General features: G+C 40.1%; 20 protein-coding genes. 9 read left to right on the top strand and 11 right to left on the bottom strand.

All coding sequences use genetic code 11. The features are described from left to right. Window positions 1-92: 92 nt before the first annotated feature. The gene (locus H6G69_RS11925; protein ID WP_190686452.1) at window positions 93-1,001 is read right to left on the bottom strand and encodes a DUF262 domain-containing protein; all 909 of its coding nucleotides are present in this window, start codon (window positions 999-1,001) and stop codon (window positions 93-95) included. Between the two features lie 262 nt (window positions 1,002-1,263). Here H6G69_RS11925 and H6G69_RS11930 point away from each other — a divergent pair, with 262 nt between their 5' ends. Next, window positions 1,264-2,247, top strand: coding sequence for a site-specific DNA-methyltransferase (locus H6G69_RS11930; RefSeq protein ID WP_190686455.1), 984 nt, complete (start codon window positions 1,264-1,266; stop codon window positions 2,245-2,247). Window positions 2,248-2,250: 3 nt separating this feature from the next. Here the strand turns inward: H6G69_RS11930 and H6G69_RS11935 are convergent, their stop codons facing one another. The 7 genes from H6G69_RS11935 to H6G69_RS11965 form a co-directional block, all read right to left on the bottom strand. Beyond that, window positions 2,251-2,844, bottom strand: a complete 594-nt coding sequence (locus tag H6G69_RS11935) for a restriction endonuclease (protein WP_190686458.1) — start codon at window positions 2,842-2,844, stop codon at window positions 2,251-2,253. A 236-nt stretch (window positions 2,845-3,080) separates the two neighbouring features. After that, window positions 3,081-4,163, bottom strand: coding sequence for a class I fructose-bisphosphate aldolase (locus H6G69_RS11940; protein WP_190686459.1), 1,083 nt, complete (start codon window positions 4,161-4,163; stop codon window positions 3,081-3,083). Between the two features lie 448 nt (window positions 4,164-4,611). Then, the gene (locus tag H6G69_RS11945; RefSeq protein ID WP_190686463.1) at window positions 4,612-5,784 is read right to left on the bottom strand and encodes an IscS subfamily cysteine desulfurase; all 1,173 of its coding nucleotides are present in this window, start codon (window positions 5,782-5,784) and stop codon (window positions 4,612-4,614) included. Between the two features lie 3 nt (window positions 5,785-5,787). Beyond that, entirely contained in the window at window positions 5,788-6,414 is a 627-nt protein-coding gene (locus H6G69_RS11950; RefSeq protein WP_190686465.1) for a type I restriction endonuclease, read from the bottom strand. A gap of 43 nt (window positions 6,415-6,457) precedes the next feature. Continuing rightward, window positions 6,458-7,198, bottom strand: a complete 741-nt coding sequence (locus H6G69_RS11955) for a Uma2 family endonuclease (RefSeq protein ID WP_190686467.1) — start codon at window positions 7,196-7,198, stop codon at window positions 6,458-6,460. A gap of 196 nt (window positions 7,199-7,394) precedes the next feature. Further along, window positions 7,395-8,774 carry a cytochrome c biogenesis protein gene (locus H6G69_RS11960; protein WP_190686470.1) on the bottom strand — a complete coding sequence of 460 codons (1,380 nt, stop codon included), beginning with the start codon at window positions 8,772-8,774 and terminating at the stop codon, window positions 7,395-7,397. A 3-nt stretch (window positions 8,775-8,777) separates the two neighbouring features. Next, on the bottom strand, window positions 8,778-9,518 hold the full coding sequence (locus H6G69_RS11965) for a cytochrome c biogenesis protein CcdA (protein ID WP_190686473.1): 741 nt from the start codon (window positions 9,516-9,518) through the stop codon (window positions 8,778-8,780). Between the two features lie 154 nt (window positions 9,519-9,672). On the opposite strand from H6G69_RS11965, the gene H6G69_RS11970 reads away from it, so the two are divergent. Beyond that, window positions 9,673-10,101, top strand: coding sequence for a YidH family protein (locus H6G69_RS11970; RefSeq protein WP_190686475.1), 429 nt, complete (start codon window positions 9,673-9,675; stop codon window positions 10,099-10,101). Window positions 10,102-11,019: 918 nt separating this feature from the next. Beyond that, entirely contained in the window at window positions 11,020-14,703 is a 3,684-nt protein-coding gene (gene nifJ / locus H6G69_RS11975) for a pyruvate:ferredoxin (flavodoxin) oxidoreductase (protein WP_190686478.1), read from the top strand. Window positions 14,704-14,732: 29 nt separating this feature from the next. Here the strand turns inward: nifJ and H6G69_RS11980 are convergent, their stop codons facing one another. Then, window positions 14,733-15,227, bottom strand: coding sequence for a DUF3368 domain-containing protein (locus H6G69_RS11980; RefSeq protein ID WP_190686481.1), 495 nt, complete (start codon window positions 15,225-15,227; stop codon window positions 14,733-14,735). Then, window positions 15,224-15,469, bottom strand: a complete 246-nt coding sequence (locus H6G69_RS11985) for a UPF0175 family protein (RefSeq protein ID WP_190686484.1) — start codon at window positions 15,467-15,469, stop codon at window positions 15,224-15,226. Before H6G69_RS11985 ends, H6G69_RS11980 begins: the two co-directional genes overlap by 4 nt. Before the next feature lie 99 nt (window positions 15,470-15,568). Here H6G69_RS11985 and H6G69_RS34370 point away from each other — a divergent pair, with 99 nt between their 5' ends. The 6 genes from H6G69_RS34370 (at window position 15,569) to H6G69_RS12010 (ending at window position 22,588) form a co-directional block, all read left to right on the top strand. After that, window positions 15,569-15,703, top strand: coding sequence for a hypothetical protein (locus tag H6G69_RS34370; protein ID WP_277877211.1), 135 nt, complete (start codon window positions 15,569-15,571; stop codon window positions 15,701-15,703). 200 nt (window positions 15,704-15,903) lie between these two features. Beyond that, window positions 15,904-16,422 carry a DUF4231 domain-containing protein gene (locus tag H6G69_RS11990; RefSeq protein WP_190589959.1) on the top strand — a complete coding sequence of 173 codons (519 nt, stop codon included), beginning with the start codon at window positions 15,904-15,906 and terminating at the stop codon, window positions 16,420-16,422. Between the two features lie 38 nt (window positions 16,423-16,460). Next, window positions 16,461-16,880, top strand: coding sequence for a XisH family protein (locus H6G69_RS11995; RefSeq protein ID WP_190686487.1), 420 nt, complete (start codon window positions 16,461-16,463; stop codon window positions 16,878-16,880). Next, window positions 16,865-17,203: a XisI protein gene (locus H6G69_RS12000; RefSeq protein ID WP_190686490.1), complete on the top strand. Its 339-nt coding sequence runs from the start codon at window positions 16,865-16,867 to the stop codon at window positions 17,201-17,203. The genes H6G69_RS11995 and H6G69_RS12000 overlap by 16 nt, the downstream gene beginning before the upstream one ends. A gap of 357 nt (window positions 17,204-17,560) precedes the next feature. After that, on the top strand, window positions 17,561-19,324 hold the full coding sequence (locus H6G69_RS12005) for a bifunctional serine/threonine-protein kinase/formylglycine-generating enzyme family protein (protein ID WP_242072046.1): 1,764 nt from the start codon (window positions 17,561-17,563) through the stop codon (window positions 19,322-19,324). A 282-nt stretch (window positions 19,325-19,606) separates the two neighbouring features. Further along, window positions 19,607-22,588: a GAF domain-containing protein gene (locus H6G69_RS12010; RefSeq protein WP_199335935.1), complete on the top strand. Its 2,982-nt coding sequence runs from the start codon at window positions 19,607-19,609 to the stop codon at window positions 22,586-22,588. A 124-nt stretch (window positions 22,589-22,712) separates the two neighbouring features. Here the strand turns inward: H6G69_RS12010 and H6G69_RS12015 are convergent, their stop codons facing one another. After that, a complete protein-coding gene (locus tag H6G69_RS12015) occupies window positions 22,713-23,555 on the bottom strand; it encodes a fasciclin domain-containing protein (RefSeq protein ID WP_190686493.1) in 843 nt (280 codons plus the stop codon). Window positions 23,556-23,677: the final 122 nt, after the last annotated feature.

A 23,677-nucleotide genomic window follows, 5' to 3' on the forward strand; every position in this document is an offset into this window, starting at 1 on the left:
ATTAAAAGGCTTGGATATGGCTTTCGTAACTTTAGTAATTTCAGATTACGCAGTTTATTAAACTGGCACTTTACTATTAACTCTCCATAAAATTAACCGAAGAACCAGAAAACATTGAACTCAGTTTTTAAAAAATCTATAGCTCTAAATATGCCTATCCGAATTTCATCAAACTTTTCTCTTACTGTACTACCAGGAAGATTCATAAAAGCCTCTGGATCAGCACTATTCATTACTACAGCAGAACAACATTTGAGCAGTAAATCTGAACCAACTTCTTTGAAGCCAAATGGTTCTAATTCTTCGCCTAGTTCCTTAAACTTTTCTTGCAAGTCAAAATCTTCACTCCAATTCCATACAGATAAAAGCTGGAAAGTATCTAATTCAACGCCTTGTCGATTGATTCTCTCAAAAACTGTTGCCACATACTTACGTTCTTCGCTTTCAAACCTTTCCACAGGAATTCGATCTTTTGTAAATCTTTCAACTAAATCATCTATTTGTTGTGCTAAACTTTCATCTAAATTTCTAGTAATCTGTCTATATTTAGGAGAATCAAATACATATTTTAATGGGAAAAACTTATCAGTGTCATAATTAGTAAAATCTTCTAAATATTGAAACCGAACTGATGCTTCACTATTAAGTTCAAAGAACAAATGTGTCCAATCAGTGCTTTCACCTTCTTCAGCAGTAAGAGAAGTTTGAAATATACCAAAAATAGAAGTTATTCTTTGCTGCCCATCAAGAGCATAATCTATAGGATATTCTGGATCATTTTCAGGAAGTCTATAAGGGCCAAGATTTCTTTCAGTTCGTAGAGGATTTTTAGTTCTCCAAAGTAATACAGATCCAAAAGGAAAACCTTTGTAAATACTATCTATGAAGTAGGCAACTCGATTGGGTTCCCAAACAAAACCTCTTTGAAAAGATGGAATTCTGATTCTTCCTCTTTCCAAATCATTAATCAAGTCTTTAATAAAGTAATAAGTATCAGCCATAGATAATTCCCTTATTCACTATGTAATTTTAAGATTTCTAGTAGACTTTCGCACTAAGCTAGCAATTACGGACTAACATTGTACTAGCATGATCGCTGTTAGGACAGTAAGTAGTAATATTTCGTGGCCAGGATGGACTAGTAGTGGCGTTACGTGTAGACGAGGAGCATCTGGTCGTTAGAAATCGCAGTTTACCTCTCTACAGAATTTGAGTTACCTTTAAGGGTGCAATGTGGAAACCTATGTACTTAAGGCAAAATGAATGCTTCCGTTTCAAGTAATTACACCTGATATTGCAACTCAACAAGGACTGCAACAGGTTTACATGAGTAAACACGGCATACTCTATCAAGGAGACTGTCTGAAACTGCTGTCAGCTTTGCCTGATGAGTCCGTAGAGCTTGTATTTGCCGATCCACCCTTTAATCTTGGCAAAGAATACGGTGAAGGTGTTAGTGATCGCATGGATGTAGATAAGTATTTAGACTGGTCGCAACAATGGTTAAGTGAGTGTGTTCGAGTGCTGAAACCTGGTGGAAGTCTGTTTGTCTTCAACTTGCCTAGATGGTGCATAGAGTATGGTGCTTACCTCAATCGTCGGGGGATGTGGTTTCGCCATTGGATTGCTTGTAGAATGCCGAAGGCTTTTCCTAGAGGTAAAAGGATGTCTCCTGCTCACTATGGTCTAATTTATCACACAAAAGGAGAGCCAGCAGTTTTTAACAAAGTTTATACACCTATTCAAGTTTGTCGGCACTGTGGCGGAGAAATTCGTGACTATGGCGGACATCGAAAGAAGCTGAATGAAAAAGGTATTAATTTAATGGATGTTTGGGACGCACCAGAAGATGTTTGGAAAGATACAAAAGAAGCTGATTCTACTGAAGTTTTATGGACATTAGCAGAAGAAATGTGGACAGATATCCCACCAGTTCGGCATCGTCGGCACAAAAAACGCGTGCCAAATGAACTGGCTCCCATCATGTTAGAACGGATTATTGCAATGGCATCGAATCCAGGTCAAATTGTGGTCGATCCATTTGGGGGTTCTGGAACTACATTCTATGCAGCAGAAAAACTACACCGTTACTGGATTGGTTCAGAAATTGGGGACACAGAACCAGCTGTAGAACGACTAACCAATCTAGCTAATGGGATTGTAGAGCAGTGGGAATCGGCAAGGGGAAGCAAAAAACAGAAGCAAAAAAACACTGCGTCACAACTGCCAATTCCATTTTCTACATAGCTTTTAGATTAATGCACGACCATCTGTTCCTTTAGTAATCTTTGGTACACTGCTATCTACTTGGTCGTGTTCAATTACAAAAATTGCTAAAAAACCCTCTTCAATTCTAACTGCTCGCCAAACATCAAAATAAGGTTCTAGCTCTTCATAATTGCCAATGCGATCAGTTAAATAAGGGTAAAGTTTTCTACTTGGAATTACCAAGGCAGCACCTAGAAAAACACCACGTAGCAACCCAAGAATCATTTTATTAACGGCTCGATGGCTTGAGGAAATATTGCCTGTTTCCCACTCAAGAGTAAAAAGATAGTTATCAATAACTTTCGTTGCATCCACCTTTCCAGGTGATTTAGTTGCATAATTAATGGAAGTTTCCAAACTCCATCCAAATCTATCCCTCAACGCAATCATACAAGCTTCTTTAATAGGCTTGACACCATTACCGTGTTTTGCTGGATTGATTGTAAAGCTCGATGTATCAGGAGGATGAACGATGAGAGAAATAGCCTCTCTAATTTCAGCCCGAATCATAAACCAATCATTTGATTCTTCAAAACTTCCAACACTAATCAAAGAAACTTCTTGAACAATTTTCATACTGACTACTCACGACTTCGCTACGCAAAAGTAGTACAGTTTTGTGTATTAGTTTTGAGACTTAAGCTTAGTTTCAATATTATAAAAAATACACCACATATCTTACCTCTAATTGTAAATTAGTGCTTTTAGGATGCCATAAACACACTAATCCTCAAAATAAAGACTAGAGATTTTCTCGTTCTTGAAAGTGCTGAGTAAAATACTAATCTCTAGCCTCTAATCTCTACAGTTTTCTAAGCTATGGTTACATCTGGCGATAAGTAAACATCTTGAATGGCGTGAAATAGTTTCACTCCTTCTTCAAAGGGACGTTGAAAAGCTTTTCGTCCAGAAATTAAACCTGTACCACCAGCGCGTTTATTAATTACGGCGGTGCGAACTGCTTCAGCAAAATCACTTTTACCGGATGCACCACCAGAATTGATTAGTCCAGCGCGTCCACAGTAGCAATTTAGCACTTGATAACGAGTTAAATCGATGGGATGATCGGTTGTTAAATCTGTATAAACTTGCTCATGAGTTTTGCCGTAACTTTTGCCTGTAGCTTTGACAACTGCGCCATAACCATTGTTACATTCGGGCAGTTTTTGTTTAATAATATCGGCTTCTATTGTCACGCCTAAATGATTGGCTTGGCCAGTTAAATCAGCAGCCAGGTGATAATCTTTGTCTTGTTTGAAAGCATTATTACGCAAATAGCACCAAAGAATTGTCGCCATTCCTAATTCATGGGCGCGTTTAAAAGCATGACTGATTTCTTGAATTTGTCTGGTCGATTGTTCAGAACCAAAATAAATTGTTGCGCCTACTGCAACCGCACCTAAATTCCAAGCTTGTTCGACACTTGCAAACAATACTTGATCAAATTGATTGGGAAAAGTTAATAGTTCGTTGTGATTGATTTTGGCAATGAAGGGAATTTTGTGAGCATATTTACGTGAAACACTGCCTAATACTCCTAAAGTTGTAGCAACAGCATTACACTCACCAGCTATTGCTAATTTAATAATATTTTCAGGATCAAAGTAAATCGGATTGGGTGCAAAAGAAGCCCCAGCTGAGTGTTCAATGCCTTGATCAACTGGCAAAATTGAGAGATAGCCAGTGTTTGCTAGGCGACCTGTAGAATAAATTTGTTGTAGGTTTCGTAATACTTGCGGATTACGATCGCTATTAAGCCAGACTCTATCAATAAAGTCTGGCCCTGGTAAATGCAATAAATTTTGAGAAACCTTGGCTTTGTAAGTTAGCAAATCTTCCGCTTCTTTACCCAACCATGATTCGATAGAATTAGCCTCTACTAATGTAGTAGCCATAATATTTGCCTCAATCTTGAGCAAGTGATTTTGCTTTTACGATAGCATTCTTAATCTTTCTCTATCAAAAATCTTACTATCTCAGACAAAAATTAATTTATTTATCAATCAAAATAGCTTGTTTTGAATAAAAAAACATATCAGTAAAGACAGATAAACACTGATATAACATCTAGTGTTTATCCGCGCTCATTAACTAATTTAAGTAGGATTTTGCCGATAGTTTATCTTAAAATTATTTTTGCTAATGGTTGATATATCAAAAGATATAAAAATTTATCAATATATAGCTATATTTTTATCAGCAGATTATTTTAGCATCTATCCATAGATAGAAATTTATTATTTAAGCAATAAGTTGTAGCCTTCTAAAGGTAACAGGTAAGAGACTAAGTATTGTTGATGACTTATTGGCAGCAGATATTCCTAAAAAGGCTTAAGTCAAAAGCTATTTTTCAACTAGAATTTTTTGCTTGCGTAAACTTTGAATGGTAGCGATCGCCGATTTTGCTACTATATCAATTTCTTGGCTAGTGTTAAACCGCCCTATGCCAAAGCGCACGGAAGCGTAAGCTAACTGCTCAGGATGTCCCAAGGCGGTGAGAACATAGGAAGGTGCGGTAACTGCTGAGGAACAAGCAGAACCAGATGATACTGCCATTACTGGTTGCAGTCCGAGAGTTAGTGCTGCACCATCAACTCCTTCAACGCTAATATTCAAATTTCCTGGGAGTCGTTGCGTTGGGTGTCCGTTGAGGTGAATTCCTTCTAACTGTGATAATTGTGTCCACAAATTTTGTCTGAGTTGGTTAAGGCGTGGGGTTTCGGTTGCTTGTTCTGCTAAAGCAATTTCTACAGCTTTACCAAAACCAACAATTTGCGGCGCGTACAAAGTTCCCGAACGCATTCCCCTCTCGTGTCCGCCGCCATGTTGCTGCGGTGCAAGTTGAACTCTGGGGTTGCGCCTACGGACATACAATGCACCGATACCTTTTGGCCCGTAGACTTTATGGGCAGTCAGCGACATTAAATCAATGTTCATTGTCTGCACATCTAAGGGTATTTTACCGATAGCTTGGGCGGCATCTGTATGGAAAATTATATTGCGATCGCGGCAAATTTTCCCAATTTCTGCTATCGGTTGTAAAACGCCGATTTCGTTATTCGCCGCCATCACGGATACTAAAATCGTATCTGGACGACAGGCTGTTTCTAATTGGGTTAAATTAATTATTCCGTCTTGTTTTACTGGTAAGATGGTAATTTCAAAACCCAGCGTTTTCAAATACTCGCAAGGGTCTAAAACTGCTTTATGTTCGGTCGCTACAGTAATAATATGCTGACCTTTTTGAAAATAAGCTTCAGCTATACCTTTAATTGCTAAATTATTTGATTCTGTTGCACCACTTGTAAAAACAATTTCTTCGGGTGTGGCGTTAATGGCTGCTGCTAATATTTCTCGTGTTTGTTTGACAGCCGCTTCTGCTTCCCAACCATAAACATGACTAATACTAGCAGGATTGCCAAACTTTTCGGTGAAATAGGGCAACATTGCTGCTAATACTCTTTCGTCTAGAGGTGTAGTAGCATGGCAATCAAGATAGATAGGACGATTAGACATACATTAAGTTAAAACTTGACTGATTTTTTTTAATATTTGCAGAACTATATATAACTCATTTTCTCGCCTAGATAAAGTAAATTTATCAGACAAAGCATATTGAGGTTGATCTTGTTTTATTAGCTTGATAAATTGAAAATCTTCACCATTGCTTACAAGTCCAAACAAAGGCTTCTCTGTATTGGGACTACCCAACATATACACTAAAGCCTGGGGAATTGCTTCTAGAAGAGATAAACTTGCTCTTTTAGATTCTATTACCAACAGCCAGAATTGTTCTTGAATTACCAAGACATCAATTCTGCCTCTGACAATTTCTTCTGCATTTTCAACTGCAATTTCTACAGACTCTTCAGTGGCGATCGCAAATGGCTCACGATAAAATCCTGCTAAGTCTAATAGAGGTGACAGTATCACCATTTTGACAGCATTTTCTAAAATTGGTGGACGTTTAACTAAACTTAAAAAATTAGATTTTACTCTATCCAAATCTTGTTTTTGTAAAGTTGTAACTTCCGGTAAATCCTCCAGCCATTCGTGGAAAAATCTTTCATTTTCTGAGATTTTTAGACTAAATCTTTCCTCTAAATAGGCAATTCCAATATTTTGAGCTTGAACGACTTGAACCATATAAGTATCATGAATGTGAATTAATTCTGCTCCAACTCAACTCTTAATCTAAAGTATCTGGATCTATTCCCAAGGCTCTTAACTGTTCTGCTAGTTGTTGAGCGCGTTTTGCTTCTTGTTGGGCCAGCCTTACGGCTTGTTGCGCTTGTTGTTGTGCTAACTCAGCAAGTTGTTGTGCTTGCTTAATTTGTTCTTCAGGTGTGGGATATCTTTTTCCTTCTTCGTCATACCAATAAAGCCATTCTCTGGTTACACCGCAGTAATTTCCCCGTTCGCAACCAATTCCTAAACCAATTTCGCTTAACCAAACAGGATTACCTGATTGTAGTTGATATTTACCATTCACTAACTTATATACTTCTAAGCGAGGTTTGCGACGACGGCGAGAAGAGTAAATTACATAATAAAGTATGCCCAATGCCTCGTATTCGTTTAACTTCTGGCTGTATTCTTTGCGATAGTTTTGCGAAACTACTTCTAACACCAAAGTTGGGATCACATTTTCATCCCACAGCACATAGCTAGGACGCAGTTCTTCATCATAAAACCTTTCTACACCCAAACTCAAAAACCCATCTGGGACAATGGGCGGTTCATCAGGGTGATAATAAATACCCATGTCTACCCCAAAGAACCAATCCATACGTTCTGACCAAAGTATTAACAGAATTGCCTTCAGCAACCCTGGTATTAATTCTTGCAGTTCATTATCCACAGGTGTATCATCAGAGTCTGGTAGTTCCTCACCAGAGGGCAAGTATCTCGGTAAGTTGTACTCTAACATGGCTGGTTTCCCCAAAACTTACGGACACTAGGCTTTAGTTTATGACTCTATTCACGCCCATATCCTCACCAGAATTATAGCGGTTGCCAATTAACAGGCGATAGGTGATGGGGTTATATATGTCAGTCGCAGATAAAAAAGTTAAATCCCCAACTTTTTTATCAGTTAGGGATTTAAACAATGTATCAGTGCAAATTTAAACTAGTGCGGTTGATTTCTTACTTAACCCTTCCAAAATTTCTAATACTTCTTTTTCAAAAGCAACTTGGGCGCGATTGGTTTTACCGCCAACATACAAGCGCTCGCCTTTTTGTAATGCCCAAATTTGTGAATGAGAAAAGTAACTCATGACTACACCAGCCATCAAAATAGCGAACCCTGCATACACTAATGGTATTCCTGGGTCTGACTTAATTTGTAAGCCTGTACTACCAATTACTTCAACAATTTTTAAGTTTGTATTGTTGATTTTAGTAGACATTCCAGACCGCACAGTATCTATTAGCTGACCTTTGGCATCATAAATTAATACCATGCCTTGCAAGTCTTTAGCAATTAAAGATACACCCTCGCTTAAATCGGGTTTAGTGGGAATCCAAGTACCCCAAATTCGCCCTTTATTTTGGGTGTCCAATTGCGCCATTGGTATCTGGAAAACAGGACTGTTGTTAAATTGGAATTTAACAGCTGCTACTCCCCAATCAGTTTGATAAAAAGTTACGCCATGATAACGCAGAGGTTGGTTCACAAAAATCTTTTTGTGGTCAACTTCTTTGCCTTCATCATCCAAAACAGATAAATCTGAATAAAATTGGTCAATACCACCAGAAGGTGTATAGTCAATCCAAAATCTATTGACTTTTACTGCCCAATTTTTTAAATCTTTGCCATCTGCCCAAGGGCCTGCATCAATAATGTTTTGGACTTGAAATGTATTACCACTAGCTATCATTTCTTGGGCGACAAATCCTGTCATTGCTCCCCAAATTCCGCCCAAAAGAATCGTGACAATCCCAATATGAACAATAATGGGGCCGATGCGTCCAACTATTCCCTTACGGGCGTAAAGTATATTATCTTTATCTTGTTCTTGAAATATTTTATAACGACGAGTTTTTAATATTTCAGTTAGAGAATTTAAAGCAGCTGTATCTAATTCTGCACTTAAAGCTAATTTTTGAAATTGTCGAGGTTCTTCGTAATATTTCCAACGTTGGGCAGCTTTTAAAGCTGGTAACTGACGGGTAAAAGTACAAGCTGTCAAGCTAGTACCAAATAAGATTAGCAACGATAAAAACCACCAAGTCCGGTATACATGGTCTAAACCAACTACTTGAATTACCTTCCACGAGAGAAAGCCAAATAAAGCTGGGTGTTCTGGGTAGTTAGCTTGATAAAATGCAGGTGATTGACCTTGTTCAATGACAGTACCACTGACACTGAATAAGGCAATGATTAATAGTAAAGCGATCGCCAGTCGCAAATCTGTCAGTACAGGTAAAATTTCCCGTCTGAGGATTCGCCAAGGTGCTAACAACCAGTTTGATTGTGTAGACGTTGAGTTATCTAAAGTCATCGGTTAAAAACTGCCAAAGGGAATGCGAGAAATTAAAGAAAATACACCAAATCCTACCAATAGCGCACCACTGACTGGGTTAATCCAACCAGACCAGCGACGCAACTCCAGCAGTTTTTTGATTGCCGCGGTAAAAGTACCTGCCAAAATTAATGGTGCTACATAACCGGCTGTATATGAAAGTAGCAACACAGCACCTAAGATTAAGTCTTGTGTATTAGCGACCCATCCCAGCAAACTAGCTAAAACAGGGGTGCTACAAGGTGATGCAACTAAACCAAAGGTTAAACCAATGGAATAGGAACGAACTCCTGGCGGTAAATCTGAAGAAATCCAGTTGGTTTCGCCTAAAGATGGAAATTGTAGTGGTAAAGCTTCTAATAAATTCAGCCCCATCAAAATAGCAACGATACTGACGATTATCGGCAAGCCTACACCAATTTGACCGTAGACTTTGCCCACTAAAGCAGCGATGACACCCATTCCGGCCAAGGTTGTGGCTAATCCTAAAGCAAACCATGTTGACTGGACGGCGGCTTGCAGACGGCTTTTCGTTTCGTAACCGCCAATGTAACCAATAGTAATTGGCAGCATCGACAGCATACAAGGCGTAAGGCTGGTCAGTAAACCAGCCGCAAAAATTATGCCAACACTTAACAAACTGAGGTGTGTAAGTTGGTTTGTCACAAGGGCGTTGGCAAATTGTTCGAGTTCGTAAATTCGAGTTTGCAGAATCTCCAACATGAGTTGTTTTGGTGTGAGAAATGCTTGAACTGCTTGAATTTTAGCTTACAAAGAAAGGCAAGGGGCAGGAGGTAGGAGGGGAAAATAAAGATTTCTTATTGTCTTTTCCGTACTGTTGTACTGTTCTATTGTGAGTAGGGGAGAGGAACTACTCATGAATAAAATTGACCGTCAACGGGAACATCAAGCAAATGAACGGACTTTTTTAGCTTGGTTACGGACTTCTATTGCTTTAATTGGCTTTGGTTTTGCGATCGCCAGATTTGGTTTATTCTTACGTCAGTTGAATACTACCCTCACCCAACGAGAACCGATTGTAGACACTTGGTTAAATTCGGAAAACTTGGGCGTTGCGTTGGTGATTGTGGGTATAGTTGCGATCGCCCTTGCGGCATGGCGATATAATCAAGTATTTTGGCAGATAGAACGGGGTGATTATCAACCTAATCGTTTATCTGTTTGGGTTATTACCGTAGTCGTGATGGTTTTAGGTTTGCTCAGTATTCCTTTATTATTATTACGAGAAACTACCACTCAGCGGCCAGCTTCTATATCACCACAATCACAAAATAAACATAAGTAATATACGAAGGGATAAGGAATAAGTAATAACCAAAAAACAATGATAAATTTATTTCTCTCCGCTAAAATCAAATCTTTTAGTTGTAAAAAAATCTCTTCTCTATTTCCTGATTCTATAATTCATTCAAGTATAAAATCATTACATGTAGGGTGCTTTAGATGTGTTACGAATCGTGCTATAGCGATTCCCAGTTAAGTGAGGTACAGGTAATATTTTGAAACGCAGAGGGTCGCAGAGTTAAGCGCAGAGGTACGCAGAAATTTGTACTTCAGCAGACTAGGAAACGCTATAACACATATTATGTATATTTCAAACATTAAATATGAGTGCTATATGTTCCCAAGTAACAGCTAATTAGTAATTATATAAACAGAAAAAATTTTCCTTTTAAATATACTAGATATTTTAAAATTTTAGAATATATTAAATACTCAAAAATAATTTATAATTAGGCGTAATAAAAATCCCGAACCTGTACCCCGACAAAACAAGAATAGCAAGATAAAACCCTTGTCTATAGATTATTTATATTAGTGAGTACATTCCTAATAGATATTAATAAATAAGATATTGCAGATGCAATACTAAGTCATACAGTAACTATTTAGAGTCAACTTAAGAGCCGCAAGCCATCAATCAAATATCATTTTCACCAGGGTTAAATTCTACCTGCTATTATTTATTTTCAATTTTGATGCAGCTAGCACAATGCGCAGGGCTAACGCAGTGCAACAGCAATGATGTTAGCGGGTATAAAGGTGCAGAGGTGTAGTTATTTCCACATCTTACACTCCATACCCAGCCTCAAAAAAACCGATCGCACGTCAAGTTCTGATGTAGCGACTTTCTGGCTCTGGCTATTTCTAATTAGTCTCGTAACACTGTCTGATAGTGCCGTGTAAAGGCAGGACTACAATTATGAGCCAAAACTTTGCAACCATCGACGGGAATGAAGCTGTTGCCCGTGTTGCTTATAAATTAAATGAAGTAATTGCTATCTACCCTATCACCCCCTCTTCAGCAATGGGTGAATGGGCGGATGCTTGGTCAGCAGAAGGTCGTCCCAATCTTTGGGGTACGGTTCCCAGCGTGGTGCAAATGCAAAGTGAAGGCGGTGCGGCTGGTGCAGTACATGGGGCATTACAAACAGGTTCTCTGAGTACCACATTTACGGCTTCTCAGGGGCTATTGTTAATGATTCCTAACCTCTACAAAATTGCGGGGGAACTCACTAGCACAGTTGTTCATGTGGCTGCACGCTCATTGGCTACTCATGCTTTATCCATTTTCGGCGATCATAGTGATGTGATGGCGGCGCGGGCGACTGGCTTTGCCTTGTTGTGTTCCGCTTCAGTGCAAGAAAGTCACGACTTAGCCCTCATCGCCCATGCAGCGACTCTCAAATCAAGAGTTTCGTTTATGCACTTTTTTGACGGGTTCCGCACCTCTCATGAAGTGCAGAAGGTGAAATTATTGGCGGATGACGATATTAAATCGCTCATTCCTGACGAATTAATCTTAGAACACCGCGCCCGTGCTTTGACCCCAGACCGCCCTGTGTTGCGGGGTACTGCCCAAAACCCTGATGTTTACTTCCAATCGCGGGAAGGCGCAAACCCTTACTACAACGCCTGTCCAGAAATTGTCCAAGATATCATGGATCAATTTGGCGATCGCACAGGTAGATATTACCGCATTTTTGAATATCACGGTGCTGAGGATGCGGAACGGGTAATTGTCATCATGGGTTCTGGTTGTGAAACCGTCCATGAAACAGTTGATTATCTCAACGCCCGTGGGGAAAAAGTCGGCGTGGTGAAAGTGCGCCTCTACCGTCCCTTTGATATCCAAAGGTTTGTGCAAATGTTACCAGAAACTGTACAAGCGATCGCGGTTTTAGACCGCACAAAAGAAGCAGGTAGCACCGGCGAACCACTATATCTCGATGTGGTTGCAGCTATCCACGAAATCTATGCTGAACGCGGTAGTGGTAGAGACAAGGTTCCCTCGGAAATTGTCGCTGCCCGTGGTAGTGGCAGAGACAAGGTTCCCTCGGAAATTGTCGCTGCCCGTGGTAGTGGACGAGATCAAGTCCCACCGATGATTATCTGTGGGCGTTACGGCCTTTCCTCCAAGGAATTTACTCCCGCAATGGTGAAGGCCGTTTTCGACAACTTATCTCAACCAAGACCAAAAAATCATTTCACTGTGGGTATACACGATGATGTGACCCACACTTCCCTTTCCTTTGACCCCAACTTTTCCATCGAACCCGATAGCGTCGTCCGGGCAATGTTCTACGGCTTGGGTTCCGATGGGACGGTGGGGGCGAATAAAAACTCCATCAAAATTATCGGTGAGGGAACTGATAACTACGCCCAAGGTTACTTTGTCTACGACTCGAAAAAATCCGGTTCCATGACCGTATCTCACCTGCGGTTCGGGCCGCAACCGATACGGTCTACCTACCTGATAGACAAAGCCAACTTTATTGGCTGTCACCACTGGGTATTTCTAGAAAAGGTCGATGTGCTGCAAGGGGCGGCAACTGGGGCGACAATTTTGTTAAACAGTCCCTTTGATAAAGAGACAGTTTGGCAAAATCTCCCCGTGAAAGTCCGACAGCAAATTTTAGATAAACAGCTGAAATTGTATGTCATCAATGCCAACCAAGTCGCCCGTGAAAGTGGCATGGGAGGACGCATCAATACAATTATGCAGGTGTGCTTTTTTGCCTTAGCGGGGGTATTGCCACAAGCGGATGCGATCGCCAAAATTAAAAAGGCGATCGAAAAGACTTATGGTAAAAAAGGTGCAGATATCGTCCGTATGAACTTGCAAGCAGTCGATATGACCTTAGATAATCTGCATCAAGTCAATATCCCCACCGCCGAACAAGGTAAATGGCTAGATGAGGAATTATTCTCGACCAATTCCTTACCTGTGAGTGCGCCCGAATTTATCCAAGAAGTCCTCGGTAAAATCATGATCTGGCAAGGTGATGATTTACCTGTCAGCGCCTTACCAGCAGACGGAACCTTCCCCACAGGTACAGCCAAATGGGAAAAACGCAACGTCGCCCAAGAAATCCCCGTTTGGGAACCGGATGTCTGCGTACAATGCAGTAAATGTGTGATGGTTTGTCCGCACAGCGCCATCCGTGGCAAAGTTTATCAAGAAAGTGAATTAGCTAATGCACCATCCGCCTTTAAGTCGGTGAATGCCAAAGATAAAGATTTTAATCATCAAAAATTTACTATTCAAGTTGCTCCCGAAGATTGTACAGGTTGCGCTATTTGTGTCAATATTTGTCCTGCTAAAAGTAAAACTGAACCGACGAAAAAAGCCATTAATATGGCGCAGCAACTACCTTTAAGAGAACAAGAAAAGCAAAACTGGGATTTCTTTTTAAACTTACCCAATCCCGACCGGAGAAATTTAAAATTAAACCAAATTCGTCAACAACAATTACAAGAACCCTTATTTGAATTTTCTGGTGCTTGCGCTGGTTGTGGTGAGACACCTTATTTAAAATTATTAACACAATTGTTTGGCGATCGCTCAGTGATTGCCAACGCTACCGGCTGTTCCTCCATCTACGGCGGCAACTTGCCCACCACCCCTTGGACAACCAACGCCGACGGCCGCGGCCCGGCTTGGTCGAATAGCTTATTTGAAGATAACGCCGAATTTGGTTTTGGTTATCGCTTATCAATAGATAAACAAGCCGAATTTGCAGCCGAATTATTACAACAAATCAGCAGTGAAGTAGGCGATAATCTCGTTAATTCCATACTCAGTGCCGAACAAAAAAACGAAGCCGATATTTGGGAACAACGAGAAAGAGTTGCTTTATTAAAAGACAAATTAGAACACATTTTAACTTCAGAAATTGATGCTAATTTAAAATCCAAAACTTGCAATTTAAAATCTATTGCAGATTACTTAGTTAAGAAAAGCGTCTGGATTATCGGCGGTGATGGTTGGGCCTATGATATTGACTTTGGCGGTATTGACCATGTATTAGCCAGTGGTCGCAACGTCAATATTTTGGTGATGGATACAGAAGTATATTCTAATACTGGCGGTCAATCTTCCAAAGCCACCCCCAAAGCAGCCGTAGCGAAATTTGCCGCCAGTGGTAAGCCTGCACCGAAAAAAGACTTAGGCTTAATGGCGATGAACTACGGTAATGTCTACGTAGCCAGTGTAGCTTTAGGCGCAAAAGATGACCATACCCTCAAAGCATTTTTAGAAGCCGAAGCTTACGAAGGCCCTTCACTAATTATTGCCTACAGTCATTGCATCGCCCACGGCATCAACATGACCACCGGAATGAATCACCAAAAAGCCTTAATAGAATCAGGACGTTGGTTGTTGTATCGCCACAATCCGCTATTAAGAGAACAAGGTAAGAACCCCTTGCAATTGGATATGCGCGCTCCTACACAATCTGTAGAAGCATCAATGTATCAAGAAAATCGCTTCAAAATGCTCACCAAGAGTAAACCAGAAATTGCCAAGCAATTGTTACAACAAGCACAAGCCGAAGTCGATGCACGTTGGCAAATGTATCAGTATTTAGCCCAACGTAATATCTAGACCATAAAAACCTGTTTATTTGACATAAATTACTCACCTGCAATTTGCAGAATAGTTGTATACAACTGTTCGCTGACACGAAAATCCGCTTGTTCCATTAATTGGTCAATAAGCGGTTTAACAATTGGAATTAAATTATTCCGTTTAGCTTGTACAAGCACTCCCAATAATCCAGTCATTTGCAAACCATAACTTTTTGCTACTATACGCCCTCGACGTTCATCCATCAACAGTAAATCAGCTTTAAGTTCTAATGCTAAGACGATCGCTTCAGCTTCACCCAAGTCAATATTTTCTTGACTTTCCTGAATTATAATTACTTGTTGTAAATCTTTAACTGTCTGAGTTTGAATCCAGGCAAAGGTTTGCACTTCCATAGCACCAGGAACAAGTTTATCAACAGATACCATTTCGTTGTAAACTGCTGCTGGAATAATAATTTGATTGTAAAGTTTTTGCAGCAAATCTAACTGCGCGATCGCTGCCAAATTCGTAATAGGTGATGTATCACTAACAATAATCACAATAACTTCATCGACTGCAAAGTTTGTATATCTGCTGCAAAATCTTTTACATCATAATTAATACAAAGTCCACGCTTGGCAAGTTCATGTTGGAATTCAATTACTGTCAATCCCGTCCAAGCACGAGCTTTACCGCTACTAATTTTTTCTTGCTTGTAAAGCATAATAGCGATTTCTAACTTTAATTCATCCTCCGTCATTCTTGCGGCGCGGAGAATATCGTCAGGGATTACAACGCTCATAGGAAATGTGCTTGGAGTTATTTACTCTACAATTTTAAAATATGTAGAGTAGAAGTATGAGATAGTCAGACATCAGCTACACAATCTGTAGAATTATCCATGTATCAAGAAAATCGCTTCAAAATGCTCGCCAAGAGAAAACCAGAAATTGCCAAGCAGTTGTTAGAACAAGCACAAGCCGAAGTTGATGCGCGTTGGCAAATGTATCAATATCTGGCAGAACGGAATCCTTAAAACCAACGTCTTTACTCTGGGGATGCGGAAAGCTTTGAATTTGACCTAAAAATCTGTGAGGATAAGGCCAATTTTTCAAGAGTGATATTCAGAATAATTCTGGATTTTACTTTGAATTCGGTAGTTATACAGAAAATTTACGTATAATTAGGTAGTTGGATAGCTTTTCCTCCCTTTTTTTAGCGTGAAGTAGCTTGACGATGAGTACAAATTTGAATGGTATACCTCAAACAGTCATTTTCTTAGAGCAAGTAGCTAAGAATAGCCGTCTTAATAAACACCAACACTTTAATGCTGCTGAGAGAAATCTTTTTTATAATAATATTTTTGGTTCGGCGGCAATAGTTATTAATGTAATTTTAGGTTCTGTGTTATTTGTAACTGTTTCCAGCAATCTCCCAGAGTTTGCAAAGTGGGCGAGTGGATTTATGGCTATGATTGCTGCTGTCTGTGGCGGTATACAAACCTTTTTTAACTTTCAAAAGCTTTTTGAAGGACATCGAAGAATTGCTAATAACTATCTTGAGCTTCAGCGTGAATGTGAACAACTTTTAGCAGCATTTTCTGATCAGTTAATTAATCTAGAGCAAGTAGTTAAGGAAGTTGAAGTCATCAATAAGAAGTACAATACTATCAATAGTGATGCAGAAGTTTTCCCAACAGGAGATAAGGATTATCGTAAAGCTAAACGGTATGAAAAAGAAAAACATTTGGCTTGATGGGAAAAAGGTATATAGAGCAAAAGTATGGAATATTTGTGCCAGCAAAAGACATTTATCATGACACTGTAAAACGAGCCTTGCAAAAGGATGGATGGACAATTACTCATGATCCATTTCCATTGCAAATTGGTAAAAAGCGTTTGTCGGTTGACTTGGGTGCAGAACGCCTTATCAGTGCAGAGAAGGGACTTCAAAGAATTGTTGTTGAAGTGAAAAGTTTTGTCGGACAGTCTGATGTAAAAGATTTAGAACAAGCATTAGGGCAATATGTTTTGTATCAGCAAATTCTTAACGAAATGGGAATTGAGAGAAACCTTTATCTAGCCATATCTCGACCAACCTTTAACAGCGTATTCACTATAGAATTAGGACAAGTATTACTAAAAAATCAGATTCTCAAGTTAATTGTCTTTGATAATGAAAGCGAGGTAATTTTGCAATGGATACCCGAATAAAATACCAAAGCATTATTAAGTCTGTCCTCCAAAACCATGCAGACTATCGCGCTACTATACCTGATGGTTACACTTGTCAAGTTGTGTTTGATGATGAACGAGGGCAGTATTTAGTTCTAGACATGGGCTGGAATGGTGATAAATATCTCCATACAACTCCCATTCATATTAGTTTGATTGGTAATAAAGTCTGGATTCAATATGATGACACAGAAGAAGGTGTAGCAACTGATTTAATGGCAGAAGGTATATCTAAAGAAGATATAGTGCTGGGTTTTCGCCATCCAAAGATTCGGCAGCATACAGGTTTTGCCGTAGCATGATAGATATAAATGTACGCAACCAGCAGCAGATATTTGCTGACTATCGCACAGGGTAAGAAATGGTTACTACCTCTCTATATAGATCAATCAAGTAGCAACAGAGAGAAAATTATTAACTCGTAAAAATATGATTTAATATTCTCAACATTCAAATAAATAAGTATGTTTTAGCTAGCCTTGATGATGTTAATATTAGGGCGTAAAAAGTCTATTAATATTTAAATAAATTAACGTTAATTGAATCACATTTAAACTTAATGCAAATTTATTTCACAAGATAGATGCGTGACATAAATCAGCCTTATTTTAAATTTAGTTAACCCACACTATCACCAGGCACTACCATCTGGTTTAGCAATGAGTATGGGCTTCATCGGCGCACAACTAGATAAACGCTACAAAATTCTTAAACTACTAGGTGAAGGTAACTTTGGTGAAACCTATCTCGCCAGAGATAACAAACGTCCTAGTCAGCCTCTATGTGTAGTCAAGCGGCTAAAGCCAAAGCATACCCATCCCCGCGTCCTGGAATTATTTGAGCAGGAAGCAGTAATTTTAGAGAAATTAGGCGAACATCCGCAAATTCCTCGGCTATTGGCACACCTGGCTATTGATAACGAGTTTTATATTATTCAAGATTATGTAGAAGGACACAACCTCAGAAAAGAAATTGTGCCAAAAAAACAAATGGCAGCAGCAGATGTGAGGCATTTATTACAAGACATTTTAGAGGTGTTAGTTTTTGTCCATGAAAATAATGTGATTCACCGTGATATCAAGCCAGAAAATGTGATGCGGCGTAAACAAGATGATAAGCTCGTCTTGATTGATTTTGGCTCGGTGAAAGAAATTGGCATTCTTTCAATTGATATTTATAAGATGATTCGTACCAGTGTTGTGGTTGGCACTCCTGGTTACATCCCCACGGAACAAGCTAAAGGTAAGCCTCGCCTGTCCAGTGATATTTATGCTTTGGGAATGATGGCTATTGAAGCTTTGACAGGAATTCCCCCCCATCTTTTACCAGAAGATCCCCAGTCGGGAGAGGTGCTTTGGCGAGATAGGGTGCAGGTGAGTGATGAGTTGGCTGATGTCTTAAACAAAATGATATGCGATCGCCACACTGCGCGCTACCCTTCCGCAACTGAAGCCCTACAAGCACTTACTAATCATCTAGCGGTGCTTTCATCGTCTGTTTTAGTCTCTTCTGTTCCATCTTCGCTACCAGAGTTTGAGTCTTTGCAGATGGATACAGTATTCTTACCTTTGGAAAAATTGCAGTTTGAAACCGCTACTATTTCTGCCAAAAAATCCTTTGGTGTGACACATAACTATGACATCAACCGTATTCCTGGTTCTACTCAAGGCTTTACGGAAGATTTGGGTAATGACATGACTTTAGTGATGGTATCTCTGCCTGGTGGACAATTTCTCATGGGTTCTCCAGAAGATGAATCAGAACGATTTGATTGCGAGAGTCCACAGCATCTTGTCACAATTAAACCATTTTTTCTGGGTAAGTTTTTAGTTACTCAAGCACAATGGCAAGCCGTTGCTACACTTGCACCTATTAACCGGGAACTTGATCCTACACCAGCTAGTGTCAAAGGCAAAAATCGCCCCGTTGAGCAGATTTCCTGGGAGGATGCGGTGGAATTTTGTGCGCGGTTAGCTCAAAAAACCGGGCGAAATTATCGGCTACCCAGTGAAGCTGAGTGGGAATATGCTTGTCGTGCCAGAACTACTGGCCCTTTTTACTTTGGTGAAATGCTGACATCAAATTTGGCTAACTACAATAATTCTCTCTACAGCACAGAACAAGGTAATCATTGGCAAACCAGTCAAGTAGGTAGTTTCCCGGCTAATGCCTTTGGATTATATGACATGCATGGCAATGTTTGGGAATGGTGCGGCGATCGCTGGCATGAAAATTATCAAGGCGCACCAAGCGATGGTCGTGTGTGGTTATCTGATGATGATGTGAAATCTCGGGTAATTCGCGGCGGTTCTTGGAAAAATTCGTCTCGGCTATGTCGTTGTGCTTATCGGAGTTGGAATCCTCAAGATGGTCGGGGAAATCTTTTAGGTTTTCGTGTAGCCCTATCTTTTTCTCGCTTTTAAAGCGTTTACAAAAATTCAAGCTTTAATTCATCAGTAATGACACGTAATGTCACGAAAAATATCAATCAATCATTGATAAAAAAAGTACAATTCTCATAGAGAAATTGTAATGTATCATTAAACAGTCAAGTTGCTTGATGATATAGAACATTTTATCAAATATTTAATATTTTTAATATATCTTAATTGACAAATTAAATATTTTTTGCATATTTACCGATAGGCTTTGACCTACAGACATTCGCCACGTCGCCGCCAAGCTTCTTAGGAGAGATTTGCTCAATGACTCAGCCTTCTACCGACAAGCTCAGTAGAACTAGCTCCACTACTGAAACGAAAACACGCCCACAACCAGTAATTAATTTCGCTAGTAATGCGGAGATGCCCGAATCAAGCGGCAAAGTTTATTCTCGAAACCCAGAACCAAGACAGACACAATCGAGTTTGAAATCGAAGGTCATAGGTTGGGCGATCGCGCTGACAATATTACCAGTGATTAGTGTGGGAATAGCCAGCTATCTGGGCAGTTACTTGCTCACTCCGCCCACAAATCCAGCCAACAAACCCGAATCTTCATATACAGAACAAACACTGCATAACTATCGCTCATCGCTGCTGTTCGGTACAGGAATTATAGCTGTAGTTGCAGGTGCGATCGCCACTTTTATTTCTAATCGCGCCACACGTCCAGTACTGTCTGCGGCTGAAACCTCTACAGTTTTAGTCAATCGGCTATGTCGGCGTGAAGAAATCGAAACTCAAGTTAATATTGCCGCCAAAGATGAATTAGTCGCTTTAAAAGCAAACATCAATTTGTTACACAATCATTTACCCGCCTTACTCTCAAAACAAGAAACAGAAGCCGAACGCTCTCATATTTTAGTTAACATCACTCGCCGGATGTGGGAAGCATTCTCAGAAGAAGATGTCCTGAGAACCACCGTTGAAGAAGTTCGCCAAGCTTTGAGGATAGACCGAATTGTCGTCTTTCGCTTTGACTCTGCTTGGGGTGGTACATTTATTGAAGAAGCCGCCGCCCCAGGTTTGCCTAAAATACTTTGGGCTACCGTCTCCGATCCCTGCTTTCAAGAAAAATATATTGAACAGTATCGCCAAGGGCGCGTTCGTGCAATTAGTAACATTTATCAAGCTAACCTGACCGATTGTCATATCGGCTTATTAGAACGATTTGCCGTTAAAGCTAATTTAATTGCGCCTATACTCAAAGAAAATCAACTGTTCGGTTTACTCATTGGACATCAATGTTCAGCCCCTCGAGAGTGGCAACAGTATGAAATTGATTTATTTGCTCAAATTGGCATTCAACTAGGCTTTGCCCTCGATCATGCCAGACTTGTAGAACAAATAGACATCAAAGCCGACCAAGCTCATGTAGTCATCAATATTACCAGACGAATTCGGCAATCTTTGAACGAAGAAGATGTCTTAAAAAATACCGTCGATGAAATTCGTAAAGCCTTGAGTGCCGACCGGGTAATGGTTTATGGTTTTGATGCTGACTGGTACGGCACAGTGATAGCCGAAGCAGTAGTTCCGGGTTTTCCTAAGGCTTTGCGTGCCAACATCAAAGACCCGTGTTTTGTCGAAGGCTATGTTGAGCAATACCGAGCAGGGCGAGTGCAAGCCATCAATGACATTTACAATGCAGGTTTGAGTGCTTGTCATATTAGCCAACTCGAACCATTTGCCGTCAAAGCCAATTTAGTAGCACCCATTCTCAAAGATGAGCAATTGTTTGGCTTATTAATTGTGCATCAATGTGCTGCACCGCGAGATTGGCAAAAGACAGAAATTGATTTAGTCGCTCAGTTAGCTATGCAAGTAGGATTTGCTCTCGACCATGCCAGACTCTTGCAACGCATTGACGCTGAAGGGATACGCACTCAATTACTGGTAGATATCACAAGAAGAATCCGCGAATCTTTAAATGAAGCAGATGTATTGAAAAATACCGTCGATGAAATTCGTAAAGCCCTGAGTGCTGACCGGGTAATGGTTTATGGTTTTGATGCTGACTGGTATGGTACAGTCATAGCCGAAGCAGTGGTTCCTGGTTTCCCCAAAGCTTTGCGCGCCAAAATTAAAGACCCGTGCTTTGTGGAAGGTTATGTAGAACAATACCGAGCAGGTCGGGTGCAGGCAACCAATGACATTTATCATGCAGGTTTGAGTGCTTGTCACCTTAGCCAACTCGAACCGTTTGCGGTGAAAGCCAATTTAGTTGCACCCATTCTTAAAGATGAGCAATTGTTTGGTTTATTGATTGTCCATCAATGTGCTGCACCGCGAGAGTGGCAAAAGACAGAAATTGATTTGGTGACTCAATTAGCTATGCAGGTGGGATTTGCCCTTGACCATGCACGGCTGTTAGACCAAGTAGAACAAGCTTATGAAGCGGTAGAATCTGCTTTTCAAAAGCAGTATCAACGAAAAACAGCCTTGCAATCCCAAGCTGCAGAATTACTCAAAGATAGCGAAGTTGTGGTCGAAACACTTTCGCATCACGCACTGAGCCAAATTAATGCGGTTACAGATACTTATGAGCAAATTCAATCATTAGTTAATTTAGCGCAGGAACTACTTGCTTGCATTCAAGAACTAGAAAGCCAAGAACAGCAGATTTACCAAAAAGTAGAAACTGGCCAGCAGGAAGTCAATCACGTTGTAGAGAATATTTCGACGATTCGTTCGACAGTTGTGGAAGCTACCAGCAGGTTACAACATGTTGAGCAGCCATCTCAGACACTCTTAGATAAGATGAATCAGATTGCTGAAATGGCCACACAAATAAAACGCCATGCGATGAAGGTTGTGTTTGAATCAGTGCGAAATGAAGCAGGGCCAGAATTAAGTACTACTGTGGAGAATATTCTTTCTTTAGCACAGCAATTAGATGCTGATGTGGCGGGGATTAAATCTGTAATTACCCAAACGCAGATTGCAAATCATGAAGTGACGGCGTTGATGGAAATTGGACAAAAACAAGCGATCGCTGCAATGCTTGAAGTGAAACAAACTCAACAAAAACTCGGACAAATCACAGCCGTTAGTCATCAAGTACATGAATTAATCGGGGAATTAACCCAAGTAGCTACCAACCAAGCAGAAATTTCTAGCACGGTTAGCCGATTTATTTTAGAAATTGCCACTAACTCTCACCAGACAAATGAACAAGCCGCAAAAGTGGCAAAATCTTTGGCTAACTTAAATGCGATCGCGCAAAATCAACCTGATAGTCAGTGATCAGTGGACAATTAACAATGAACAGTGGACAGTTGTCAATTATCAACTCTCAACTGTTCATTAGTTTCTCATCTTCTCACTTCTAGAGAGAGGTAACTGTTAACTGTCAACTGTCAACTGATAACTACAGGCTAGGCGGTAAAATCACGTTATCGATCGCATGGATCACACCATTACTGCCTTGAATGTCTGCTTGAGTGACTTTGCCATCGTTAACTGCTACACCATTGGCATCAATTTTTACTGAGATGGGATCACCTTGCAAGCTTTTAACTTCACCAGATTTTAAATCGCTGGATAATACTTTTCCAGGCACAACATGGTAAGTTAATATCTTGATCAAAACTTCTTTATTTTCGGGCTTTAATAAATCTCGTAAAGCCTCTTTGGGCAATTTTTCAAAGGCGGCATCAGTAGGAGCAAAAATTGTAAAAGGCCCTGCACCTTGTAAGGTTTCTGTTAATCCCGCAGCTTTTAAGGCCTGAGTCAGTATTGTAAAAGAACTATTAGATTCTGCCAAGGCAATAACAGTCTTGTTGCTATTGCTGCTTGTGCCACTAGTTGGTGGTTTTGCAGGTGTTTCGATACTGGGAGGAGTTGATGGTAAGGGTGGTGGGGTAGGAACAGAAGGTACAGTTTCGCTGGGTGTCGTTTGACTACCGCGTCTGTAAGGAGCTTCGTTAAAAATACTTGGGCGAGGATTGAGGCTTCGGTTTGCAGGTTTTTGAGCTACTAAATTTCTGTTAGCGGTGTTATCTTTTTCTGTAGCGATCGCGTCTGCAACTGGTGTATAGCTAGTATTGGACTGAATGCGTTGACTCCGGTTATATGGAGCTTCTTGAAAAATACTTGGGTTCGGATTTAGTACTTCTTTGGCTTGGGATGGTAAAGTCGCCAACAAACTTATCCCGGCTAGTCCAGCTATTCCCGCACAACTAGACAATAATTTGCTATAATTCCCCTTCATAAATTTTTTGTTGTGATTTGACACAGTTTACATAAAGACTTATAACATTTCGCAACACACAAAATCTCACCAAAGAAGTAATATTTTTTAGCTAAAATCCCAGGTATAGGTAACTTTAAATT

It is taken from the genome of Nostoc sp. FACHB-110 (assembly GCF_014697425.1).
In the GTDB taxonomy this organism is placed as follows: Bacteria; Cyanobacteriota; Cyanobacteriia; order Cyanobacteriales; family Nostocaceae; genus Nostoc_B.

Bases quoted from the DNA above. Each gene is read 5' to 3' on its own strand.
- H6G69_RS34370 (WP_277877211.1), top strand. From the start codon at position 15,569: ATGTATCAAGAAAATCGCTTCAAAATGCTCGCCAAGAGAAAACCAGAA.
- H6G69_RS11960 (WP_190686470.1), bottom strand. From the start codon at position 8,774: ATGACTTTAGATAACTCAACGTCTACACAATCAAACTGGTTGTTAGCA.
- H6G69_RS11930 (WP_190686455.1), top strand. From the start codon at position 1,264: ATGCTTCCGTTTCAAGTAATTACACCTGATATTGCAACTCAACAAGGA.
- H6G69_RS11965 (WP_190686473.1), bottom strand. From the start codon at position 9,518: ATGTTGGAGATTCTGCAAACTCGAATTTACGAACTCGAACAATTTGCC.
- H6G69_RS11990 (WP_190589959.1), top strand. From the start codon at position 15,904: ATGAGTACAAATTTGAATGGTATACCTCAAACAGTCATTTTCTTAGAG.
- H6G69_RS11950 (WP_190686465.1), bottom strand. From the start codon at position 6,414: ATGGTTCAAGTCGTTCAAGCTCAAAATATTGGAATTGCCTATTTAGAG.
- H6G69_RS11935 (WP_190686458.1), bottom strand. From the start codon at position 2,844: ATGAAAATTGTTCAAGAAGTTTCTTTGATTAGTGTTGGAAGTTTTGAA.
- H6G69_RS11940 (WP_190686459.1), bottom strand. From the start codon at position 4,163: ATGGCTACTACATTAGTAGAGGCTAATTCTATCGAATCATGGTTGGGT.
- H6G69_RS11955 (WP_190686467.1), bottom strand. From the start codon at position 7,198: ATGTTAGAGTACAACTTACCGAGATACTTGCCCTCTGGTGAGGAACTA.
- H6G69_RS11985 (WP_190686484.1), bottom strand. From the start codon at position 15,469: ATGAGCGTTGTAATCCCTGACGATATTCTCCGCGCCGCAAGAATGACG.
- H6G69_RS12005 (WP_242072046.1), top strand. From the start codon at position 17,561: ATGAGTATGGGCTTCATCGGCGCACAACTAGATAAACGCTACAAAATT.
- H6G69_RS11925 (WP_190686452.1), bottom strand. From the start codon at position 1,001: ATGGCTGATACTTATTACTTTATTAAAGACTTGATTAATGATTTGGAA.
- nifJ (WP_190686478.1), top strand. From the start codon at position 11,020: ATGAGCCAAAACTTTGCAACCATCGACGGGAATGAAGCTGTTGCCCGT.
- H6G69_RS11945 (WP_190686463.1), bottom strand. From the start codon at position 5,784: ATGTCTAATCGTCCTATCTATCTTGATTGCCATGCTACTACACCTCTA.
- H6G69_RS12015 (WP_190686493.1), bottom strand. From the start codon at position 23,555: ATGAAGGGGAATTATAGCAAATTATTGTCTAGTTGTGCGGGAATAGCT.
- H6G69_RS12010 (WP_199335935.1), top strand. From the start codon at position 19,607: ATGACTCAGCCTTCTACCGACAAGCTCAGTAGAACTAGCTCCACTACT.
- H6G69_RS12000 (WP_190686490.1), top strand. From the start codon at position 16,865: ATGGATACCCGAATAAAATACCAAAGCATTATTAAGTCTGTCCTCCAA.
- H6G69_RS11970 (WP_190686475.1), top strand. From the start codon at position 9,673: ATGAATAAAATTGACCGTCAACGGGAACATCAAGCAAATGAACGGACT.